Origin of the sequence: Ruminococcus sp. RTP21198st1_G1_RTP21198_201120, from assembly GCF_040924265.1 — a bacterium.
In the GTDB taxonomy this organism is placed as follows: domain Bacteria; phylum Bacillota; class Clostridia; order Oscillospirales; family Ruminococcaceae; genus Hominimerdicola; species Hominimerdicola aceti.
The window spans coordinates 82,989-102,029 of record NZ_JBCOMH010000007.1 but is presented as its reverse complement, the minus strand read 5'-3'; the positions used below and the strand labels follow the sequence as shown (position 1 = coordinate 102,029).

The window sequence follows — 19,041 nt, the reverse complement described above, 5'->3', positions numbered from 1 at the left end:
TAGCCTTGTGCGGTTTTGCTTATGGATACTTTTGTTATTTTGTCAGAATGATTGTTCCTCAATGTCTGCTGCCACTGCACACATTATCTCAAGGTTGCCGTTTCTGCATCTAAGTTCGTCAATAAGCTGCTTTTCGTTAGCATCACCCTTTAGCTCTATGCGATATCTCAGCTTGAAAAGGCTTCCCATATTTGTGGTCTTTACCGAAACAAGCTCACATTCTGAAAGATACTTTTCAAATATATCGTCAAATACCTCAGTGTAATCAAGGCTTTCAGGGATAGTGATACTAAGATCCTTGTGACCCGACTTCTTTTTGCCAATAGGCAGAAGCGTGTAAATAATGTTCAGCAGGCTCACGCACACAGCAAGCATAAGAGCCAACGCCAAGTGGTTCGTGCCCGTCGCAAGACCAACCGCCATTGAAAGGAATATAGCACAAATGTCCATTGCACTTCCCGGTACAGAACGGAATCTTACCAAGCTGAATGCACCCATAACAGCCACACCAGTACCGATGTTTCCGTTTACAAGCATTATCACTACCTGTACTATCACAGGCAGCAAAGCAAGCGTCATCATAAAGCTTTTTGTCTTTTTCTGCCTAAAGTTGAATGCAAACGCTATTATAAGACCAAGCACCAAAGACGCCGCAGTGCAGAAAATAAATTCGTTTGTAGTTATCGCCGCCACGGTCGTTTCAGTGGTGGTCACAGTAGTAGCCGCAAGAGTAGTTGAATTAAGCACAGCTTATCACCTTACCTTTATGTATTTTTTCAGAAAACTCGTTAAGATACGCAGTTCCGTATTTTGAGAATGACGCAGGATATATCTCCAGTTCATCAAGTATAGCCGATAACCAAAGTGGCATAGCATTTGGTATCTTTATCTCCATTACCCTCATGCCAGCAGGCAGAAGCTCTTTTCCCCATATGCCCTTGTCAAGCTCCTTTTGCTCCTCACGGTAAAGAATGTGCGTGTCAAAGGTCAGCCTAAGGGACGGGTCTTCCGCACCGCAGTAAGCAAGCCTGTCATAGCTAAGATACATAGCAGGAGCAATGCCCTCATAGAATTTGAGAAAATATTTCAGCTCGTTCTCTATCTGCGGATTATCATGAGGTACCTCTTTGCCTGCAAAGAAATCACGGGTCTGTGCAAGAGTCATTTCAATACGCCTCTTATAGACCACACCCTTGTATTTCTTTTTAAGCTCCACAAAGACCATGTCTTCATCATTAGGTACGCCGTAGCTCCTCACTCTCAGCTTTTCCTTGTAAACAGGCTTTTCAATGGAGTTTCTCACAAGCTGATGACTTGGTGTGTCATAATATATGTTGCAGATAGTGCTTTTGTAATATCTGTCTTTGACAAAATGCCCATCGAGCTTTTTTATAAGCTTTTCATAAGTCGGTTCATCAACGATATATTTTTTCTCTATCCGTCTGAACACTTCCTGATTGCCATTCATATCCACGCCTCTTTTCGTGATTTTTTCGTATGCTTCGTGTAAACTTTCCTTTGATTAAAAGTATATATGAATAACTTTAAATATAGCTAAACCTTATATGTATTTTGTGTGAATGTTTATGAATATTGCAAAATACCATATATTTGTATACAAAAAACGGGTGAACTTCTGTCCACCCGTGGAAATTATTTTGCACTATATTATTCCGCAATAGCCTTGTGGAAGATCTTCTTACCCTTTTTGATAACAACAGGCTCAGAGAGATCAACAAGACCCTTAGGGTCAGTGAACTTCTCGCCATTCACTGCAATACCGTTCTGTGTAACAAGACGTCTAGCCTCGCCATTTGAAGGGCAAAGTCCGCACTTAACGAGAAGCGTAAGAATACCTATCTTGCCGTCAGTAAGATCAGCCGCCGCAATAGTCGTGCTAGGCATATCGTCGCTGTTTCCACCGCCTGCAAAAATAGCCTTTGCCGCAGCGTCAGCCTTGTCAGCCTCCTCCTTGCCGTGAACAAGCTTTGTCAGCTCGTAAGCCAAAAGCTCCTTAGCCTTGTTGTATTCAGCACCCTCCATGTGTTTCTCCATTTCCTCTATCTCCTCGATAGGAACGAATGTGAGCATCTTCAGGCACTTGATAACATCAGCGTCGCCAACGTTTCTCCAATACTGATAGAACTCGTATGGAGAAGTTTTTTCAGGGTCGAGCCATACTGCGCCCTTTTCTGTCTTGCCCATTTTCTTGCCCTCAGAGTTGAGCAGGAGAGTGATAGTCATTGCATAAGCGTCCTTGCCAAGCTTCTTTCTAATAAGCTCAGTGCCGCCCAGCATATTAGCCCACTGATCGTCACCGCCGAACTGCATATTACAGCCGTAATCCTGGAAAAGTCTGTAGAAATCGTAGGACTGCATTATCATGTAGTTAAATTCAAGGAAAGTAAGACCCCTTTCCATTCTCTGCTTGTAGCACTCGAATGTAAGCATCTTGTTTACAGAGAAGCAAGCGCCAACGTCACGAAGTACGTCCACATAATTAAGGTCGAGAAGCCAATCGCCATTGTTTACGATAATAGCCTTGTCATCAGAAAAATCAATGAAGTGTGACATCTGCTTTTTGAAACATTCAACATTGTGGTTGATAGTTTCCTTTGTCATCATTTTTCTCATATCTGTTTTGCCTGACGGGTCGCCTATCATAGCCGTACCGCCTCCGATAAGAACGATAGGCTTGTTGCCTGCCATTTGCAAACGCTTCATAAGACAAAGCGCCATAAAGTGACCAACGTGTAGAGAATCAGCAGTTGGGTCAAAACCAATGTAGAAAGTAGCCTTACCAGCGTTGATAAGCTCCTTTATCTCCTCCTCGTCAGTGAGCTGAGCGAGAAGACCTCTTCTTTTCAGTTCTTCAAATACTGTCATTTTTCATACCTCCGTATTATTTTTTTGCGGTACATAAATAAAAAAATCCCCTGACAGAATATCTGTCAGAGGACGAATTATCGTGGTACCACCTCAGTTTATCGGGGAAACTCCCGACCTTACAGGCTCAGCAGAAAGCGAAGCCATAGCACGGTAACGTGTGCAAACCGTTTCGCCTTACGCAAAAGCTTTCTCAGCGAACAGCTCAGGAATGTATTCACACTTTGTAGAAATGCTTTCTCGCACCGACCGAAAGCTCTCTGAAATTTCGCAAAAGGCTACTTATTTCCGTCATAGCATTTAAACCTATTGATATGACTATAGCACACTTTCACCCTTTTGTCAACCCCTTTTTGCTAGAAGTGAGGAATGAGGAGTGAGGAATGAGGAATGAGGAATGAGGAATGAGGAATGAGGAATGAGGAGTGAGAAATGAGGAATGAAGGTATCGCCTGCGGCGATGATTATTGTAGGGGCAAACTTTTTACCCCTGCATTATCCCCCACTTTTTTAAAGAATTAACTTATTCGTCTACAATTGTACAAAAACATATGATATAATAAAATTTATATGATTTTATTTAGTTGGGAGAAAGAAAAATGCTGAAGCTTTTTAGGTATCTGAAAAACTATAAAAAAGAAAGCATAATCGGTCCGCTGTTTAAGCTTATCGAAGCCTGCTTCGAGCTTGCAGTGCCACTCGTTATGGCTAATATCATTGACGTGGGTATAAAAAATCAAGATAAGCCCTACATCTATAAAATGGGCGGCGTGCTTGTTCTCCTCGCCTTCTGCGGACTCGCGTGTTCGCTGACTGCTCAGTATTTTGCTGCAAAAGCGTCATTGGGCTTTGGAACAGCCCTCAGACGTGACCTTTTCAAGCATATCAATTCACTGTCCTATGCGGAAATAGACAGCGTTGGAAGCCATACCCTCGTCACACGAATGACAGCGGATATCAATACCGCTCAGCAGGGCGTGAATATCCTCCTTCGTCTGTTTCTTCGTTCGCCTTTTATCGTTTTAGGCTCAATCATAATGGCATTCTCTATCTCAGTGAAGCTTACCCTTATCTTCCTGATAATCGCACCTTGCCTTGCCTATGTTATCTACCTTATAATGCACATCACTATCCCGCAGTATAAGAATATCCAGAAAAAGCTGGATAAAACTAACCTTATGACAAGCGAAACTCTCACAGGTGCAAGAGTTATCAGAGCATTTTCCCGTCAGAAAGACGAGGAAAAAGAGTTCGCTGATAATACCGAAGAGCTCAAACGTCAGCAGATTATCGCAGGAAGAATTTCCGCCCTTATGAACCCTGCCACCTATGTTATCGTAAACTTCGCTATCATCGCTATCATTTGGTTTGGCGGCAAAACAGTTTATTCAGGCTCTATCTCACAGGGCGAAGTGATAGCCCTTGTAAACTATATGAACCAGATACTCTTGGCACTCCTTGCTATGGCGATACTCGTTACAAATATCACCAAAATGCAGGCTTCCGCTATCAGAATAAATGACGTTTTCGCTGTGGAGCCAAGTGTATCCGATAAGAATAATAAGCCTGTCGCAACTGACGGTAATGCCCCATGCGTAGAGTTTAGGAACTGTTTCTTCTCGTACGCATCAGCCGAAGCCGACTCCCTTTCGGATATAAGCTTCAAAGTCATGAAAGGCGAAACTATCGGTATAATCGGCGGTACAGGCTCAGGCAAGACCTCTCTTATCAACCTTATCCCAAGGTTCTATGACGTCCGTCAGGGCGAAGTCCTTGTTGACGGCGTTGACGTAAAAGAGTACCCATTCTCACAGCTCAGAGGTATGATAGGCATTGTTCCTCAGAAAGCCGTCCTCTTTAAGGGTACTATAAGACATAATATGCAGTGGCGTGATAAAAACGCCACGGACGAGGATATCTGGAACGCTCTTGATATCGCTCAGGCGAAAGATTTTGTAGAGAAAAAGCCTGATAAGCTTGACGAGATGATCTTGCAGGAGGGCAAGAACCTCTCAGGCGGTCAGCGTCAAAGACTTACCATTGCAAGAGCATTGGTTGGTGATCCTGAGATACTCATTCTCGATGACTCAGCCTCCGCCCTTGACCTTGCCACAGATGCAAGACTAAGAAAAGCTATCCACGAAAAAACAAGCGGCATGACCGTTTTCATAGTTTCACAGAGGATCTCATCTATAAAAAGTGCCGATAAGATAATCGTTCTTGACGATGGCAAAATAGCAGGTATCGGCACTCATTCAGAGCTTTATAAGGGCTGCGAGGTATATAAAGAAATATGCCTTTCACAGCTTTCAGAAAAGGAGGCGCAGGCAAATGGCTAAACAAAGCACAAAAAACAAGCTTGATACCTCCGCTCTCAGACCGCTTCTCAGATACGCAAAACCTCATATGTGGCTGTTCGTCCTGTCTATGGTCTTTGCAGTCATAACCGTTGCCACCACCCTTTATGCTCCTATCCTCGTGGGCAACGCTGTTGACCTTATCATAGCCAAGGGACTTGTAGATTTTGACGGAATTATCAATATCATCATCAAGCTTGGCGTAACAGTCACCGTAACAGGCATTGCCCAGTGGCTCATGTCACTTTGTACAAATAAGATAACCTATTGCGTGGTAAGAGATATCCGAAACGATGCTTTCGCAAAGCTCCAAAAGCTACCCCTTTCTTATATCGACTCCCACCCTCACGGTGATATAATCAGCCGTATAATCTCCGACTTGGAGCAGGTGTCAGACGGACTTCTCATGGGCTTTTCACAGCTCTTTACAGGCGTATGTACAATTTTTGGTACACTTGGCTTCATGCTCTCCATAAACGTGAAAATAACCCTTATCGTGGTTATCCTCACTCCGCTTTCCCTATTTGTCGCAAGATTTATCGCCAAGAACACATTCAAGCTTTTCCACCAGCAATCAGTTGCAAGAGGCGACATGACCAGCCTTGTTGAAGAAATGACAGGCAATCAGAAGGTAGTAACAGCATTCGGCTATCAGGAAGAAGCTGAGGAGCAGTTTGAAGAAGTGAACCTGAAACTCCAGAAAGTTGGACTTAACGCCACATTCTTCTCCTCACTCACCAACCCATGCACACGTTTTGTAAACAACCTCGTCTACATGGCTGTCGGTATCGTGGGCGCACTCTCTGTAATAAAAGGCGTGGGCTTTACAGTTGGTAACCTTAGCTGTTTCCTAACCTATGCAAATCAGTATACAAAGCCTTTCAATGAAATATCAGGCGTTATCACCGAGCTTCAAAGTGCATTCGCTTCTGCAAAGCGTGTCTTTGAGGTCATAGACGAAACAGAGGAGATACCTGACAGCTCTAACGCTACTGTCCTTACCTCCGTTGACGGAACATTAGACGTTGACAACGTGTCATTCAGCTATGTGCCTGATGTGAAGCTTATCGAGAATTTTAACCTCCATGTAAAGAGCGGTCAGCGTACAGCTATCGTAGGACCAACAGGCTGTGGCAAGACCACCATGATAAACCTCCTTATGAGATTTTACGACACCGACAGCGGCGAGATACGCATAAGCGGCGAGCCTATAAAGGATTGTACCCGTGACTCCATGAGAAGTATGTACGGCATGGTCTTGCAGGAAACGTGGCTGAAAACAGGCACCATAAGAGAGAACCTCTGTTACGGCAAGCCTGACGCCACCGAGGAAGAAATGATAGCCGCCGCCAAGTCAGCCCATTGTCACGGCTTTATAAAGCGTCTGCCAAAGGGCTATGATACCGTTATTTCAGACAGCTACAGCACTATCTCCGCAGGACAGAAACAGCTTCTCTGTATCGCACGAGTAATGCTCTCCCTGCCGCCAATGCTCATTCTGGACGAAGCTACATCGTCTATAGATACCCGTACCGAGATATTGGTACAGCGTGCCTTTGAGAAAATGATGCAGGGAAGAACGAGCTTTATAATCGCCCATAGACTTTCTACTATCAAGAACGCAGATACTATCATAGTAATGGATTCGGGACACATAGTAGAGCAGGGAAGCCATGACGAGCTTATGGCAAAGAACGGCTTCTACGCCAACCTCTATAACTCCCAGTTTGCTGTGACCTGATCCCAGCGTTTGTTTATAAAAACCTGATATAGGGGCGGCCTTTGGTCGCCCTTTTGTATTTTGCCCTATTTTTTTATCCCGTCCGTCTTTTCGATCCCTCCATTACCCCACCCTTATTTTTATCATAAAAATTATTGACTTTTATCTTAAAATTGTTGTATAATGTTATATATTTCACGGGATATACACAATCGTGTTTTATAATGTATAGTAACGAAAACCTAAGGAGTGCCTATGTTCGGATATGTCCGCCCTTTCAAACCCTATATGCGAATGTTTGAATATGATATCTATAAAGCTGTCTACTGCGGACTCTGTAAGGATATGGGCAGGCGCTATGGCTTTGTGACACGCTTTACCCTTAGCTATGATTTCGCATTTCTCTCCCTTATGGATCTCTCTGTGAGGGGAGTAAAGCTTGACGCAGAAAAGCAACGCTGTATCGCACACCCTCTTAAAAAGACTATGTGCGCAAAGTGTACCTGTAATCTTAAATATACGTCCTCAGCCGCCGTGATACTCACATATCATAAGCTCCGTGACGATATAGCCGATAAAGGGCTAAAAGGCAAGCTTGCCGCATTTGCACTTCTGCCTTTTTTCAAAAAGCCCTATAAGAAAGCGGCTCGCCTTTATCCGGATCTTGCACCTGCCGTTGAAAACGCAATGGAATTGCAAAATAAAATAGAGCGTGAAAAAACAGCAGGCATAGACCTTGCCTGCGAGCCTACCGCACTTATGATGCAAGCCGTTGCAGGCGGACTTACAAGCAAGCATGACCAACGCCGACCGCTCCTTGAACGATTCGGCTACCTTCTCGGCAGATTTATCTATATCTGCGACGCTCTTGACGACCTGCCCGACGACCACGAGAGTGAAAGCTACAATCCGCTCCTTGCAAAATTTCCACCCACCGAGGGCATAAATGCTGACTATCTGAAACAAGTCCACGCCTTTTGCGATGACAGCATAAACTTCACACTGGGCGAAATGGCAGATATCTATGTGAAGCTCAATCTTAAAAGATATCGTGATATACTTGATAATATCGTGTATCTTGGACTTAAGAATGTCTATACTCAAATAAGAAGCGGAAAATTCCGCAATAACAGGAAAGGAAATAACGATCAATGATCTCCAAAGACCCTTATAAAATTTTAGGCGTATCCCCAACAGCTTCAGACGCTGAAATAAAATCAGCTTATAAAGAGCTTGTGAAAAAATATCACCCCGATCAGTATCAGGATAACCCCCTAGCTGACGTAGCTGAGGAGAAAATGTCCGAGATAAACGCCGCCTACGATCAGATCATGACTTCAAGACGTGGGGGAGGATACCAGTCCGCAGAAAGCGGCTATGACGGCTATGCCTCTTCGCAGGGCTTTGACTCAGGCTATATCAGAAGCCTTATCCAAAGCGGAAGCTATACTCAGGCAGATCAGATACTTGATAATGTGTCCTCCTCGGAAAGAAATGCCGAGTGGTATTTCCTTAAAGGCACTATCTGCCACCGCAGAGGCTGGCTCAATGAGGCTTATAACAACTTCACAAGAGCCGTCCAGCTCGACCCTAATAACATGGAGTATCAAAGCGTGTTAGCCCAGATGAACAGACAGCGAAGCGGCTATATGAGCGGCAACCCAACTCAGGGCTACCAAGCAGGCGGCATGAGCGGCCCTGACTGCTGTTCCTCCCTTTGCTGTGCAGACTGCTGCTGTGAAATGATGGGCGGCGACCTTATACCGTGCTGCTAAATAATCATGAGAAATAAAATAGCTTTTCGAGTGGCACTTGGCGGCATATGCTCTGCTGTCTGCCTGCTTTTGATGTTTTCAAGCAGCTTTTTGCCCATGCTCGATTATACTATCCCGACCTTCGCCGGCTTCATGATGGTTGTGATGATAGTGGAGGTGGATAAAAACTGGGCGATAGCCACCTATTGTGCAGTGAGCCTGCTGAGCATTTTCGTAACCCCAAATTATGAAGCAACCCTGCTTTTCATATTGTTCATGGGGTATTATCCAATACTTAAATATTATCTCGACCAAAAGAAAAACCGCCTATTGGTGTGGGCAATAAAGCTTGCAGTGTTCAATGTGGCGATAGTCATCTTCTTTTTGGCATTTCAGTATATCTTTACTTCGGTGGATATGCTCGAGGGCATGGAGATGTTTGGCAAGTATGCCGTGCTTGTTCTGTGGGCGGCGGCGAACCTGTTTTTCTTTATTTATGACTATGCCCTCACACAGTTGACAGATATGTACATAAATTGGTTTAGGAAAAAAATACTCAGAAGAAAATGACGGTGACGTTTTTATGAACGAAGAACAAGAGAAAGAAATATTAAACGAGGCGAAAATACAAACTGCAAGGCACAAGAAAAAAATACAGATAATAAGCCTTGTTGCAATAATAGCGGTCATAGCAATGGCTATAGTGGCGTGTATACCTCTTATAAAAGCGCTTCACAGCAAGGCAGGCATTGCGGCCTTGGAGCGTAAACTAGATAACTACAGTGGCATTGTGGGAGTGCTTATCTTTACTTTCATACAAGCTCTTCAAGTGGTCATAGCGGTCATACCGCCTATACAAGTGGTGGGTGGAGTGCTGTTCGGCTGGTTCTGGGGCGGGTTGCTATCATTCTTAGGTACGCTCCTTGGCACAATGGCAATATTCGTGCTTGTGAAAAAATTTGGCAGACCGATAGTGGAAGCCTTTGTTGACGAGAAACAGCTAAAAAAATTCAAATTCCTGCAAAATGAGAAAAAGCTAACCGTTATCCTTATAATCCTCTATCTCATACCGGGAATACCCAAGGACGTTATCTCATATATCGTCCCCCTGACTCCCATAAGCAAGAAGGATTTTTTCTATTATGTCATGCCTTGCAGACTTCCGGCAATAATGCTCTCCACGATTTTGGGGAGCAATGTAAAAAGCGGTAACTTCACGGTTGCTCTTGTGGTGCTTGGAGTAGCTCTAGTAGCAGGTATCGTTGGCTTTTTGTTTAAAGATGTTATAGTGAATAAAATGAAACAACATAAGAAGAACAAATAAGTAAAGTTGCACAAAGTTGAGTTTAGATGAAAAAAATATAAAAAAGTGCTTGACAAAAGGCTCTTGTAGTGGTATAATAAATATCGTTGATTGAGCGGTAAGCTTGAAAGACCACCAAAAAAGCCTGGTCAGGCAGTATGCGGGTGTAGTTCAGTGGTAGAACTCCAGCCTTCCAAGCTGGTCATGTGGGTTCGATTCCCATCACCCGCTCCAATATATCTTAAACTTTTATCCGAGTTTGAGATATCAATGAGTACAGTATGCGTCATTAGCTCAGTTGGATAGAGCAACCGCCTTCTAAGCGGTAGGTCACTGGTTCGAATCCAGTATGGCGTACCATTAAACTCGTTCCAGATGAAAATCTGCTGCGAGTATTTTCTTCTAATATGTATGGTGGGTATAGCGTAGCTGGCCTAACGCGTCAGTTTGTGGCACTGAAGACCGTGAGTTCGAATCTCACTACCCACCCCACTGAATACGTTCTGCATTATGCAGAGCGTATTTTTTTTTTGTTTACATATCGCAGGGCGACCTTTGGTCGCTCGTTTTTTATGTACCTACGACAATGACCTATATCCTACCGACTTGAAATATATCCCACCTGCAAATAGACAGAAAAAGGACGGCAACTTAAAAGCTGCCGCCCCGATCCAGAGGTTATATATTTTATAAAGCGAAATTTTTGTTGTAAACAGCCTCGGCTATCCTGAATGTTTCGTCATCAAGTGCAGGAACAGCGTCAGCAGTAATCAAGGCGGCACCTCTCTCAAAAGCGTCCTCCGCAATGCCATCGGCACCATGCTGAATAACAACGCTTCGTAACTCAGAGCAATCCACGAAAGCCTTTGCGCCAAGCTTCTTCACAGATGATGGGATAACAACTTCTCTCAAAGCATTACAGCCACGGAAAGCCTCGCTTCCAACATAAGCGATCTTGCCTGATATTCTCACCGTCTTAACTACAGTATTCTGAGCAAACGCTCTCTTGCCTATTCTGCTAACGGAATCAGGAAGATAAACGCTCTCGAGCTTCTCACAAAGTGCAAATGCACACTCGCCTATCTTTCTTACAGATCCTGCGAACTCAACCTTTTTCAGAGCAGAGCAGCCGAAGAATGCGTAGTCGCCAACAGCCTCGATTCCAAATGGTATAGAGACCGCTTCCAGACCTGAGCAGAATGTGAAAGCATTCTCTGCGATCTCGATCATAGCTGTCGGTATCTCAAGCTCTCTCAGAGAAATGCAGTTCTGGAAAGCTCCGTTTCCTATGGAAACTATATTTTCATTAAGACAAATTTCTTTCATTGAAGAGCAGAAACCGAATGCAGACTCACCGATCTCTCTTACGCTCTCAGGCAGGTCAGCTCTCTCCAAACTGTCGCAATTGTAGAATGTGAATGGCAGTATCCTTTCCACACCGTCAGGTATAGTCGCAAATCTCAGAGATTCACAACCGCAGAATGCCATCTCACCAATAAACCTTACGCTCTCAGGTATAGTCACATTCACCAGTGAACAGCATTTGTAAAATGCCTTTCTTCCGATGATAACAACGTCCTTTGAGATAACAGCACATTTAAGGTCGTAAAGATGTGCGAAAGCACCGCCTGCAACAGCTATGACCTTTTTGCCACGAAGCTCAAAAGGAAGCTCCAGCACTTCGATATGGCTGTCACCGCAGTATCCAGTGATAATACACATATCGTCAGCCGTAACATATTTAAAACAGCCCGAGATCTTCTCGCTGCTGATACTGCTGCTTGCAGTTACACCAACGCTCTCAAGTGCTTCTTTGAAACCATTGTCGCCCATAAAATTAATGCTTTTCATCAGCGTGACCTCCATTATACCCACTATAAATATATACCTCGTAACTGAACTTAAACGTTTTCTGTATTTTCTAATGAAATTATACTACAGTAAACTATGTTTGTCAATGGTATTCGCAATATTTTATTTATAAAAAATTAATTTTCAGAACTTTTTCACTGATTGTGAACGGCTTTTTTGTCACTTTTCACAATTAATTTACGCAAAATAATTTTAGTTTTCACATATCGTTCTCAATCTTTGAGAATGCTGTAATTTTATAGTAGCAAACGTTTTCGCAAGTGATGCAAAAGACTAATACCAATTTGTAGAATTTTCTTGATTAAATCGACCAAACCATAAGATGATGTTTTTCTTATATTTGTAAGATTGTCATAAATTATATTTATATAATATTAATAAATAATGATATGCTGTTCATGATAATGCAAGAAAGCACCAACAACTGCATTAAAATAGGAGATTAATATACTAACGATAAACAAAAATGTATAATATTATCATAAAGGTTTACAAAATAGAAACTTAATTATTACAGATTGTAATAATTTACGGTGTATAATAGTATAAATGAAATCGTATAAGTACATGAATACAAAAACCGGAAAGGACTGATCCGTTATCAACATAATAAGAAAAATAACAGCAGTGATAATTTCATCAGTTATAATGATAAGCTTTGTGGCATTTGCACCGCAGGAATCCGCTAAGACTTATGTGAATGTTATAACAGCTTCTGCCGCTGACTTGATGACAAAACCTGTTTTGATAAAAAGACAAGCGTATTCAAACAAAATAGAAGCAGGAGTAAAAAATCTCACCAGCTTTTCATCAAAGACTACATTTGAGGTCTATGTAAACGGACGCTATGTAAGAAAATATACATGGCAGGCACTTAAAAAGGATAACTATATAAATATAACCAATGACGGCAAGCTTTATCTTAAAGCTTCCACAAAATATAAAGTCACCGTCAAAGCGGTAAACGGCAGTGCCAAGTCAGAGTCATCGGTCCTCAACGTAAAGACAGCAGCAAAAACATACTATTATATAGATAAAAACGTTCAGCTTTATAGCTTTAAAAACGGTAGGTTCAAGAAATCCTCAAAAACAAAAGCCTCTGTGGCTGTGTCGGGTACTCTCACTACCGATAAAAATAAGCGTGTGGCAGGTCAGAGCAAGAATATCGGCGGAGCAAATTATGTCCTTATCAATGAAGGCGATCATAAGGGTAAGTACGTCAAGGTAGGAAAAGGTGTGAAGCGTACACCTGAGAGAAAAGCAAGAATAAAAACAGCCGTTGATTATGCCGCAAGCATGAACGGCGGAAGATATGTCTGGGGCGGAACAAAGTATAAGGCAACGGACTGCTGTGGATTGACAATGCAAGCCTATAGAAAAGCCGGTGTTAATATGTATAACAGCGTATATTCGCAGGCGAAAATGGGAAAAGCAGTGTCTTTGAAGAATATAGAAGCAGGAGACCTGATAATCTGTAATAACTATGGCCATGTAGCAATGTATATAGGCGGTGGAAAAATAGTCCATGCTATGAGTACATATTATGGGATCAGAATACAGCCTCTTGCAAATATCAAGTATTGCGGAAAGATAAACACTATCAGGAGAATACTGTAGTAAGTGAGGAGCAGAGCTAAGTGAGGAGTGAGGAGTGAGGAATGGCGGAGTCAAACCGAGCTGAACACCAACACAAAGTAGAGGAAACACCGAGCAGAGCGATCTTGCGGCATAACAAACTGTCGAATAACTGTATCGGCAAATTTTCAAATGTAAATGTAGGGGCTGGCGCCCTCGACAGCCCGATTTTGTTTGCTCGATAATACTTGCGATATCTACACAATTTTTCCTTGACAATCTCGCTGACCGGTGTTATAATAAAAAAGCAGAAAAACTGCGAAAAATCGAATAAAGTTTGCAGGGGGACCCAAGCAAAAAGCTGGGTTGAGAAGGTAAAACCTGACCCTTTGAACCTGTTGGTCAAGACCAGTGTAGGAAGCAAGTTTTGTGTAAATTTACCTCCTGCATGGTCAGGAGGTTTTTTTGTTTCCCCTTTTCCATAAGAAAGGAATAAAGTATGTTAAAATGTTTGTCAGTGGCAGGCTCGGATTGCTCCGGTGGCGCAGGTATACAAGCCGACCTTAAAGCCTTCAGCGCTAATGAAACTTTCGGCATGAGCGTTATTACCTCTGTCGTCGCTGAAAATACTACCCGTGTGCTGTCTGTTTTCAACGTACCCGTTGAGGAGATACAAAAACAGATAGACGCTGTGTTTGAGGATATCCACGTCGATGCCGTAAAACTCGGTATGCTCCCAACTGCCGAAATTATTTCAGCAGTTGCGGATAAGCTTAATGAGTATAAACCAAGTATTATCGTCTGCGATCCCGTCATGGTCGCTACAAGCGGCGACGCTCTCTCTGAGGGCGGAACTGTTTCCACCATGAGGGAAAAGCTCTTTCCTATAGTTACGCTCCTTACACCGAATATCCCCGAAGCTGAAGCTATCTCAGGCTTGGAGATAAAGAATGAAAACCATATGGAAAAAGCCGCAAGGATAATAATGGATATGGGCGTAAAAAACGTCCTCGTCAAAGGCGGTCATCTCACTGGCGACGCTGTGGATTATCTCTGTACCCCAGAGGGTGTTCATAAGCTTGTCTGCAAGCGTGTTGATTCGCCTAATACCCATGGCACTGGCTGTACTTTGTCATCTGCCATAACTGCAAACCTTGCCCACGGTATGGATATGCTCTCCGCTGTAACAAAGGCGAAAAACTATATCACCGAGGCAATAGAAAAATCATTCACAGTGGGCAAAGGACATAGCCCCGTTAATCACTTTTATGACTATTACGATTTGAAAGGAACTGTTCTATGAGAAATTATAAAACTCAAATGGAAGCCGCTAAAAAGGGTATCGTTACCCCTGAAATGGAAACAGTGGCTAAGAAAGAAAATATGGACGTAAACGAGCTTATGGCTCTTGTTGCAGCAGGTCAGGTGGCGATCCCTGCCAACGTAAACCATACTGCTCTCTCTGCCGAGGGTATCGGTAAAGGTCTTAAAACTAAGATAAACGTAAATCTCGGTATCTCAGGGGACGCTAAGAATTATGACATTGAGATGCAGAAAGTGGATATGGCTATCAAGTTCGGCGCTGAAGCTATCATGGATCTGTCAAACTACGGCAAGACCAATACTTTCAGAAAAGAGCTAGTAGCAAAGTCGCCTGCCATGATAGGCACTGTTCCTATGTATGACGCTATCGGCTACCTCGATAAAGACCTCCTTGAGATATCCGCTCAGGACTTTCTTAAGGTAGTAAAAGCCCATGCAGAAGAGGGCGTTGACTTTATGACTATCCACGCAGGTATCAACAGACGTGCAATCGAAGCTTTCAGACGTGAGGGAAGAAAAATGAATATCGTTTCCCGTGGCGGTTCACTGCTCTTCGCATGGATGATGATGACAGGCAATGAAAACCCATTCTTTGAGTATTATGACGAGGTGCTTGAAATACTCAGAGAGTATGACGTAACTATCTCACTTGGCGACGCACTCCGTCCGGGATGTCTTGCAGACGCTTCCGACGCCGCTCAGATCTCCGAGCTTATCGAGCTTGGCAACCTCACAAAGAGAGCGTGGGAAAAGGACGTTCAGGTAATGGTAGAAGGCCCTGGCCATATGGCAATGAACGAGATCGCCGCAAATATGATAATGGAAAAGAAGATATGCCATGGTGCACCTTTCTATGTACTTGGACCTCTGGTAACAGATATCGCCCCTGGCTATGACCATATCACATCAGCTATCGGCGGAGCAATAGCCGCAGCAAGCGGTGCAGACTTCCTCTGCTATGTTACCCCTGCCGAGCATCTCAGACTTCCTGACGTTGGCGACGTTAAGGAGGGCATTATCGCCAGCAAGATAGCAGCCCATGCCGCAGATATTGCAAAGGGCGTAAAGGGTGCAAGAGATATCGACGATAAAATGGCAGCGGCACGTCACAAAATGGATTGGGACGAAATGTTCGAGATAGCACTTGACGGTGAAAAGGCAAGAAGATTCTTTGAGCAGACCCCACCTGCCGACAGACATACCTGCTCAATGTGCGGCAAGATGTGTGCCGTTAGAACAACAAACATGATACTCGAGGGCAAAGAAGTGAAATTCTGCTCAGAGAAGTAGAAAACTCGATGTAGGGGCGAACGGCGTTCGCCCGCATGATATAAAAATTGAATGTCAGCTCGACAATTGTACGAAAAATCGGACAATTACATGAGAGCAGATATAAAAAGAATGTAATGTGCAAGAGGAGCGTCTTGCGAACTTTTTCATAAAAAGTATTCAGCGAGGGAACCCGTGTTTCGGGGTGAGAGGGTGCAATGGAGCACCGACCGAAAATAATTTACGTCAGACCGTGAGCGGATAGCATAGCCATGGTCTGTGCGCCGCTGGATAACTTGCTCTTTTTCGTTCGGCGGTGCGATACGATATGGAGGAATAAAAATGAAAAAGACAAACATTCACAAATTGGTATTCGCAGCAGTATTGGTAGCCCTTGCAGTGGTAGGCTCGCTTGTTTCGTTCCCTATCGGCGCTTCAAAGTGCGCACCTGTTCAGCACCTTGTAAACATAATCGGTGCAGTTTTCCTTGGACCTGCATGGGCAGTGGGCGTTGGCTTCACAGCCGCACTTCTCAGAAATCTTCTGGGACTTGGCTCTCTCCTTGCGTTCCCAGGCTCAATGGTTGGCGCATTCGTTGCAGGTATGCTCTATAAGTACATAAAGAAGCTCCCTGTCGCTTATGTCGGCGAACTTTTCGGCACATCAGTCCTCGGCGGACTTCTTGCATATCCTGTTGCAAGATTTCTCGTTGGCGCACCAGCCGCAGCAATAACAGTTTATATCCTGCCTTTCTTTGTAAGCTGTGCAGGCGGTACAGTTCTTGCTATCGTTATCGTTACAGCTCTTAAAAAGGCAAAAGTATTTGATAATTTCCTTGGCTTCTCAAAGGAGGTAAGAGCATAATGGGCACTATAATTGAAAGCTGTGCGAAAGCAGCAGACAAGGTAAGAGATATATGCCCTTTGGTGCATTGTATCACAAATTATGTTACTGTAAATGACGTTGCAAACTGCATTCTCGCCATTGGCGCTTCGCCTATCATGGCAGACGATATCGCAGAAGCAGCAGATATAACTTCTATCTCAAAGGCTCTCGTTATAAACATGGGTACTCTCAATGCAAGAACGGTCGAGTCAATGGTAGCTGCTGGAAAGAAAGCCAACGAGCTTGGCGTTCCTGTGGTTTTTGACCCGGTTGGAGCAGGCGCATCAAATTTCAGAAATGAAACTGCAAAGCGTATACTTGAAAATGTGAAAATAAGCATACTCAGAGGAAACCTTTCTGAAATGTCATATCTTGCAGGACTAGAAGTTTCCACAAAGGGTGTTGACACCTCGGAAGCTGACGAGAAAAACGACCCTGTTTCCGTTGCGAAAAAAACAGCCGCAAAGTATAACTGCGTTGCAGCTATCACTGGTGCGGTGGATACAATAACAGACGGAAAAAGAGTCGCAAGGATATCAAACGGTCACCCATATCTTTCAAAGGTAACAGGCACAGGCTGTATGACAACAGGACTTGTAGGCTCATTTGCAGGTGCTTGCGACGATATGTATACCGCCGCTGTAACAGGCATTGCAAGCATGGGCATAGCAGGCGAGTTCGCATATGAAAATGCTGGAGAGATGGGCTCAGGAAGCTTCCATATTTCTATCATTGACGCAATCAGCAAAATGAATAGTCAGGTATTTGCGGCTAAGGCTAAGATAGAAGAAGTTTAGTATTGCAATATTTCAGATTTAGTGGTATCATATCAATGTGATGCCACTAAATTTTATGTGGTGATGTTGCTTGCAGGGGCGAACAGCGTTCGTCCGTTTGCATTGCATATTATACTTTTTCATACAAAGGAGAATGAAAAATGACCGTAAGATTTGCTTGTGAAAAGGATATACCGCAGATGAACAGCTTGCTCTATCAGGTAGAGAGAGTTCATCAGCAGGGCAGACCTGACCTTTTTAAAGAGGGCGCGAAAAAGTATACTGATAACGAGCTTAAAGCTATGCTCAAGGATAAAACAAAGCCTATATTTGCCGCAGTTGATGAAAATGATGTGATGAAGGGCTACGCTTTTTGTGTGTTTCAGGAGCATAAGGGCGACAATGTTCTCACGGATATAAAGACTTTGTATATCGACGATCTGTGCGTTGATGAAAATTGCAGAGGTCAGCATATCGGCTCGGTGCTTTTCGAGGCGGTGAAGAAATTCGCTAAAGAGCAGGGCTGTTATAATGTTACTCTCAACGTGTGGGAGTGTAATCCATCGGCAAGAAAATTTTACGAAAAAGCAGGGTTGAAGCCATACAAGACAGGTATGGAAGTTATTTTATGATAAAAGATAAGAGGGTAAAAAAATGGACAAATCGAAAATTGACTACACGCTTTATCTCTGCACTGACCGTGGACTTATGTCCTGCGAAACTATCGAGCAGTCGGTAGAGGATGGCGTAAAAGGCGGCTGTACAGTTATCCAGCTAAGAGAAAAGGACTGCACTTCAAGAGAGTTCTATGAGCTTGCAGTCAGAGTAAAAAAGATAACGGACAAATACAATGTGCCGCTTATCATCAACGACAGACTTGATATCGCACAGGCTGTTGATTGTGCAGGCGTTCATCTGGGACAGAGCGATATGCCATGTGCAGTTGCAAGAAAAATCCTCGGTGAGGACAAGATAATAGGTATTTCTGCGGCAACTCTTGAAGAAGCTAAAAAAGCACAGGCAGACGGTGCAGATTACCTTGGCGTTGGTGCAATGTATGCCACCAACACAAAGACAGACGCAAGAGCTGTCACAAAGGAACAACTTGTAGAAATAAGAGCCGCTGTGGATATCCCTATCGTAATAATAGGCGGAGTTAATCAAAAAACTGTGCCGAACTTTAAGGGTATGGGTATTGACGGCGCTGCGGTAGTTTCTGCGGTGGTATCTCAGCCTGATATTGAAAAGGCGGCAAAGGATCTTCGTGAGCTTTGCGAGGATTGTTTCGGAAGATAAGATGTTGAACGGGCGGTTATTAAGA

The 19,041-nt window shown here is 43.6% G+C and carries 17 protein-coding genes, 3 tRNA genes, 1 riboswitch and 1 other annotated feature; of the genes, 16 read left to right on the top strand and 4 right to left on the bottom strand.

The genetic code is table 11. The annotated features are described in order from the left end of the window. Positions 1–42: 42 nt before the first annotated feature. The 3 genes from AB5627_RS06195 to tyrS form a co-directional block, all read right to left on the bottom strand. Complete coding sequence (locus AB5627_RS06195; protein WP_022287436.1) at positions 43–747, bottom strand: DUF4956 domain-containing protein; 705 nt, start codon at positions 745–747, stop codon at positions 43–45. Then, entirely contained in the window at positions 740–1,468 is a 729-nt protein-coding gene (locus tag AB5627_RS06190; RefSeq protein ID WP_265290539.1) for a polyphosphate polymerase domain-containing protein, read from the bottom strand. Before AB5627_RS06190 ends, AB5627_RS06195 begins: the two co-directional genes overlap by 8 nt. Positions 1,469–1,668: 200 nt before the next feature. Continuing rightward, positions 1,669–2,886: a tyrosine--tRNA ligase gene (gene tyrS, locus AB5627_RS06185; RefSeq protein WP_022287434.1), complete on the bottom strand. Its 1,218-nt coding sequence runs from the start codon at positions 2,884–2,886 to the stop codon at positions 1,669–1,671. A gap of 65 nt (positions 2,887–2,951) precedes the next feature. After that, positions 2,952–3,190 (bottom strand) — a binding site (T-box leader). A gap of 295 nt (positions 3,191–3,485) precedes the next feature. On the opposite strand from tyrS, the gene AB5627_RS06180 reads away from it, so the two are divergent. From AB5627_RS06180 to AB5627_RS06140, 9 genes are all read left to right on the top strand, one after another. Beyond that, positions 3,486–5,225 (top strand): ABC transporter ATP-binding protein, encoded by a 1,740-nt coding sequence (locus AB5627_RS06180; RefSeq protein ID WP_368369735.1) that lies wholly within the window; start codon positions 3,486–3,488, stop codon positions 5,223–5,225. Continuing rightward, positions 5,218–6,984 (top strand): ABC transporter ATP-binding protein, encoded by a 1,767-nt coding sequence (locus AB5627_RS06175; RefSeq protein ID WP_368369734.1) that lies wholly within the window; start codon positions 5,218–5,220, stop codon positions 6,982–6,984. Before AB5627_RS06180 ends, AB5627_RS06175 begins: the two co-directional genes overlap by 8 nt. 234 nt (positions 6,985–7,218) lie before the next feature. Then, positions 7,219–8,118, top strand: a complete 900-nt coding sequence (locus AB5627_RS06170) for a DUF5685 family protein (RefSeq protein ID WP_022287431.1) — start codon at positions 7,219–7,221, stop codon at positions 8,116–8,118. Next, positions 8,115–8,738, top strand: a complete 624-nt coding sequence (locus AB5627_RS06165; protein ID WP_022287430.1) for a DnaJ domain-containing protein — start codon at positions 8,115–8,117, stop codon at positions 8,736–8,738. The genes AB5627_RS06170 and AB5627_RS06165 overlap by 4 nt, the downstream gene beginning before the upstream one ends. A gap of 6 nt (positions 8,739–8,744) precedes the next feature. Then, positions 8,745–9,287, top strand: a complete 543-nt coding sequence (locus tag AB5627_RS06160) for a hypothetical protein (protein ID WP_046439958.1) — start codon at positions 8,745–8,747, stop codon at positions 9,285–9,287. A 13-nt stretch (positions 9,288–9,300) separates the two neighbouring features. Further along, the gene (locus tag AB5627_RS06155; protein WP_195248974.1) at positions 9,301–10,041 is read left to right on the top strand and encodes a TVP38/TMEM64 family protein; all 741 of its coding nucleotides are present in this window, start codon (positions 9,301–9,303) and stop codon (positions 10,039–10,041) included. Between the two features lie 139 nt (positions 10,042–10,180). Continuing rightward, a tRNA-Gly gene (locus AB5627_RS06150) sits at positions 10,181–10,254 on the top strand. Between the two features lie 49 nt (positions 10,255–10,303). Next, positions 10,304–10,380: transfer RNA gene (locus AB5627_RS06145), tRNA-Arg, on the top strand. 54 nt (positions 10,381–10,434) lie between these two features. Then, positions 10,435–10,512, top strand: a tRNA-His gene (locus tag AB5627_RS06140). 195 nt (positions 10,513–10,707) lie between these two features. On the opposite strand, the gene AB5627_RS06135 is transcribed toward AB5627_RS06140, so the two are convergent. Then, entirely contained in the window at positions 10,708–11,871 is a 1,164-nt protein-coding gene (locus AB5627_RS06135) for a leucine-rich repeat domain-containing protein (protein ID WP_022287427.1), read from the bottom strand. A gap of 648 nt (positions 11,872–12,519) precedes the next feature. Between AB5627_RS06135 and AB5627_RS06130 the strand changes: the two genes are divergently transcribed. From AB5627_RS06130 to thiE, 7 genes are all read left to right on the top strand, one after another. Beyond that, positions 12,520–13,509, top strand: a complete 990-nt coding sequence (locus AB5627_RS06130; protein WP_051706835.1) for a C40 family peptidase — start codon at positions 12,520–12,522, stop codon at positions 13,507–13,509. A 289-nt stretch (positions 13,510–13,798) separates the two neighbouring features. Continuing rightward, positions 13,799–13,904: riboswitch (TPP riboswitch) on the top strand. A gap of 62 nt (positions 13,905–13,966) precedes the next feature. Next, a complete protein-coding gene (gene thiD, locus AB5627_RS06125; protein ID WP_022287425.1) occupies positions 13,967–14,770 on the top strand; it encodes a bifunctional hydroxymethylpyrimidine kinase/phosphomethylpyrimidine kinase in 804 nt (267 codons plus the stop codon). Next, positions 14,767–16,080, top strand: a complete 1,314-nt coding sequence (gene thiC, locus AB5627_RS06120) for a phosphomethylpyrimidine synthase ThiC (protein WP_117856616.1) — start codon at positions 14,767–14,769, stop codon at positions 16,078–16,080. The genes thiD and thiC overlap by 4 nt, the downstream gene beginning before the upstream one ends. 321 nt (positions 16,081–16,401) lie before the next feature. After that, positions 16,402–16,923 (top strand): energy coupling factor transporter S component ThiW, encoded by a 522-nt coding sequence (gene thiW, locus AB5627_RS06115; RefSeq protein ID WP_022287423.1) that lies wholly within the window; start codon positions 16,402–16,404, stop codon positions 16,921–16,923. Next, a complete protein-coding gene (gene thiM / locus AB5627_RS06110; RefSeq protein ID WP_333635075.1) occupies positions 16,923–17,741 on the top strand; it encodes a hydroxyethylthiazole kinase in 819 nt (272 codons plus the stop codon). The genes thiW and thiM overlap by 1 nt, the downstream gene beginning before the upstream one ends. A gap of 140 nt (positions 17,742–17,881) precedes the next feature. Then, positions 17,882–18,352, top strand: a complete 471-nt coding sequence (locus AB5627_RS06105; RefSeq protein ID WP_278340125.1) for a GNAT family N-acetyltransferase — start codon at positions 17,882–17,884, stop codon at positions 18,350–18,352. A gap of 22 nt (positions 18,353–18,374) precedes the next feature. Next, positions 18,375–19,016, top strand: coding sequence for a thiamine phosphate synthase (gene thiE / locus AB5627_RS06100; RefSeq protein ID WP_278340124.1), 642 nt, complete (start codon positions 18,375–18,377; stop codon positions 19,014–19,016). Positions 19,017–19,041 lie beyond the last annotated feature (25 nt).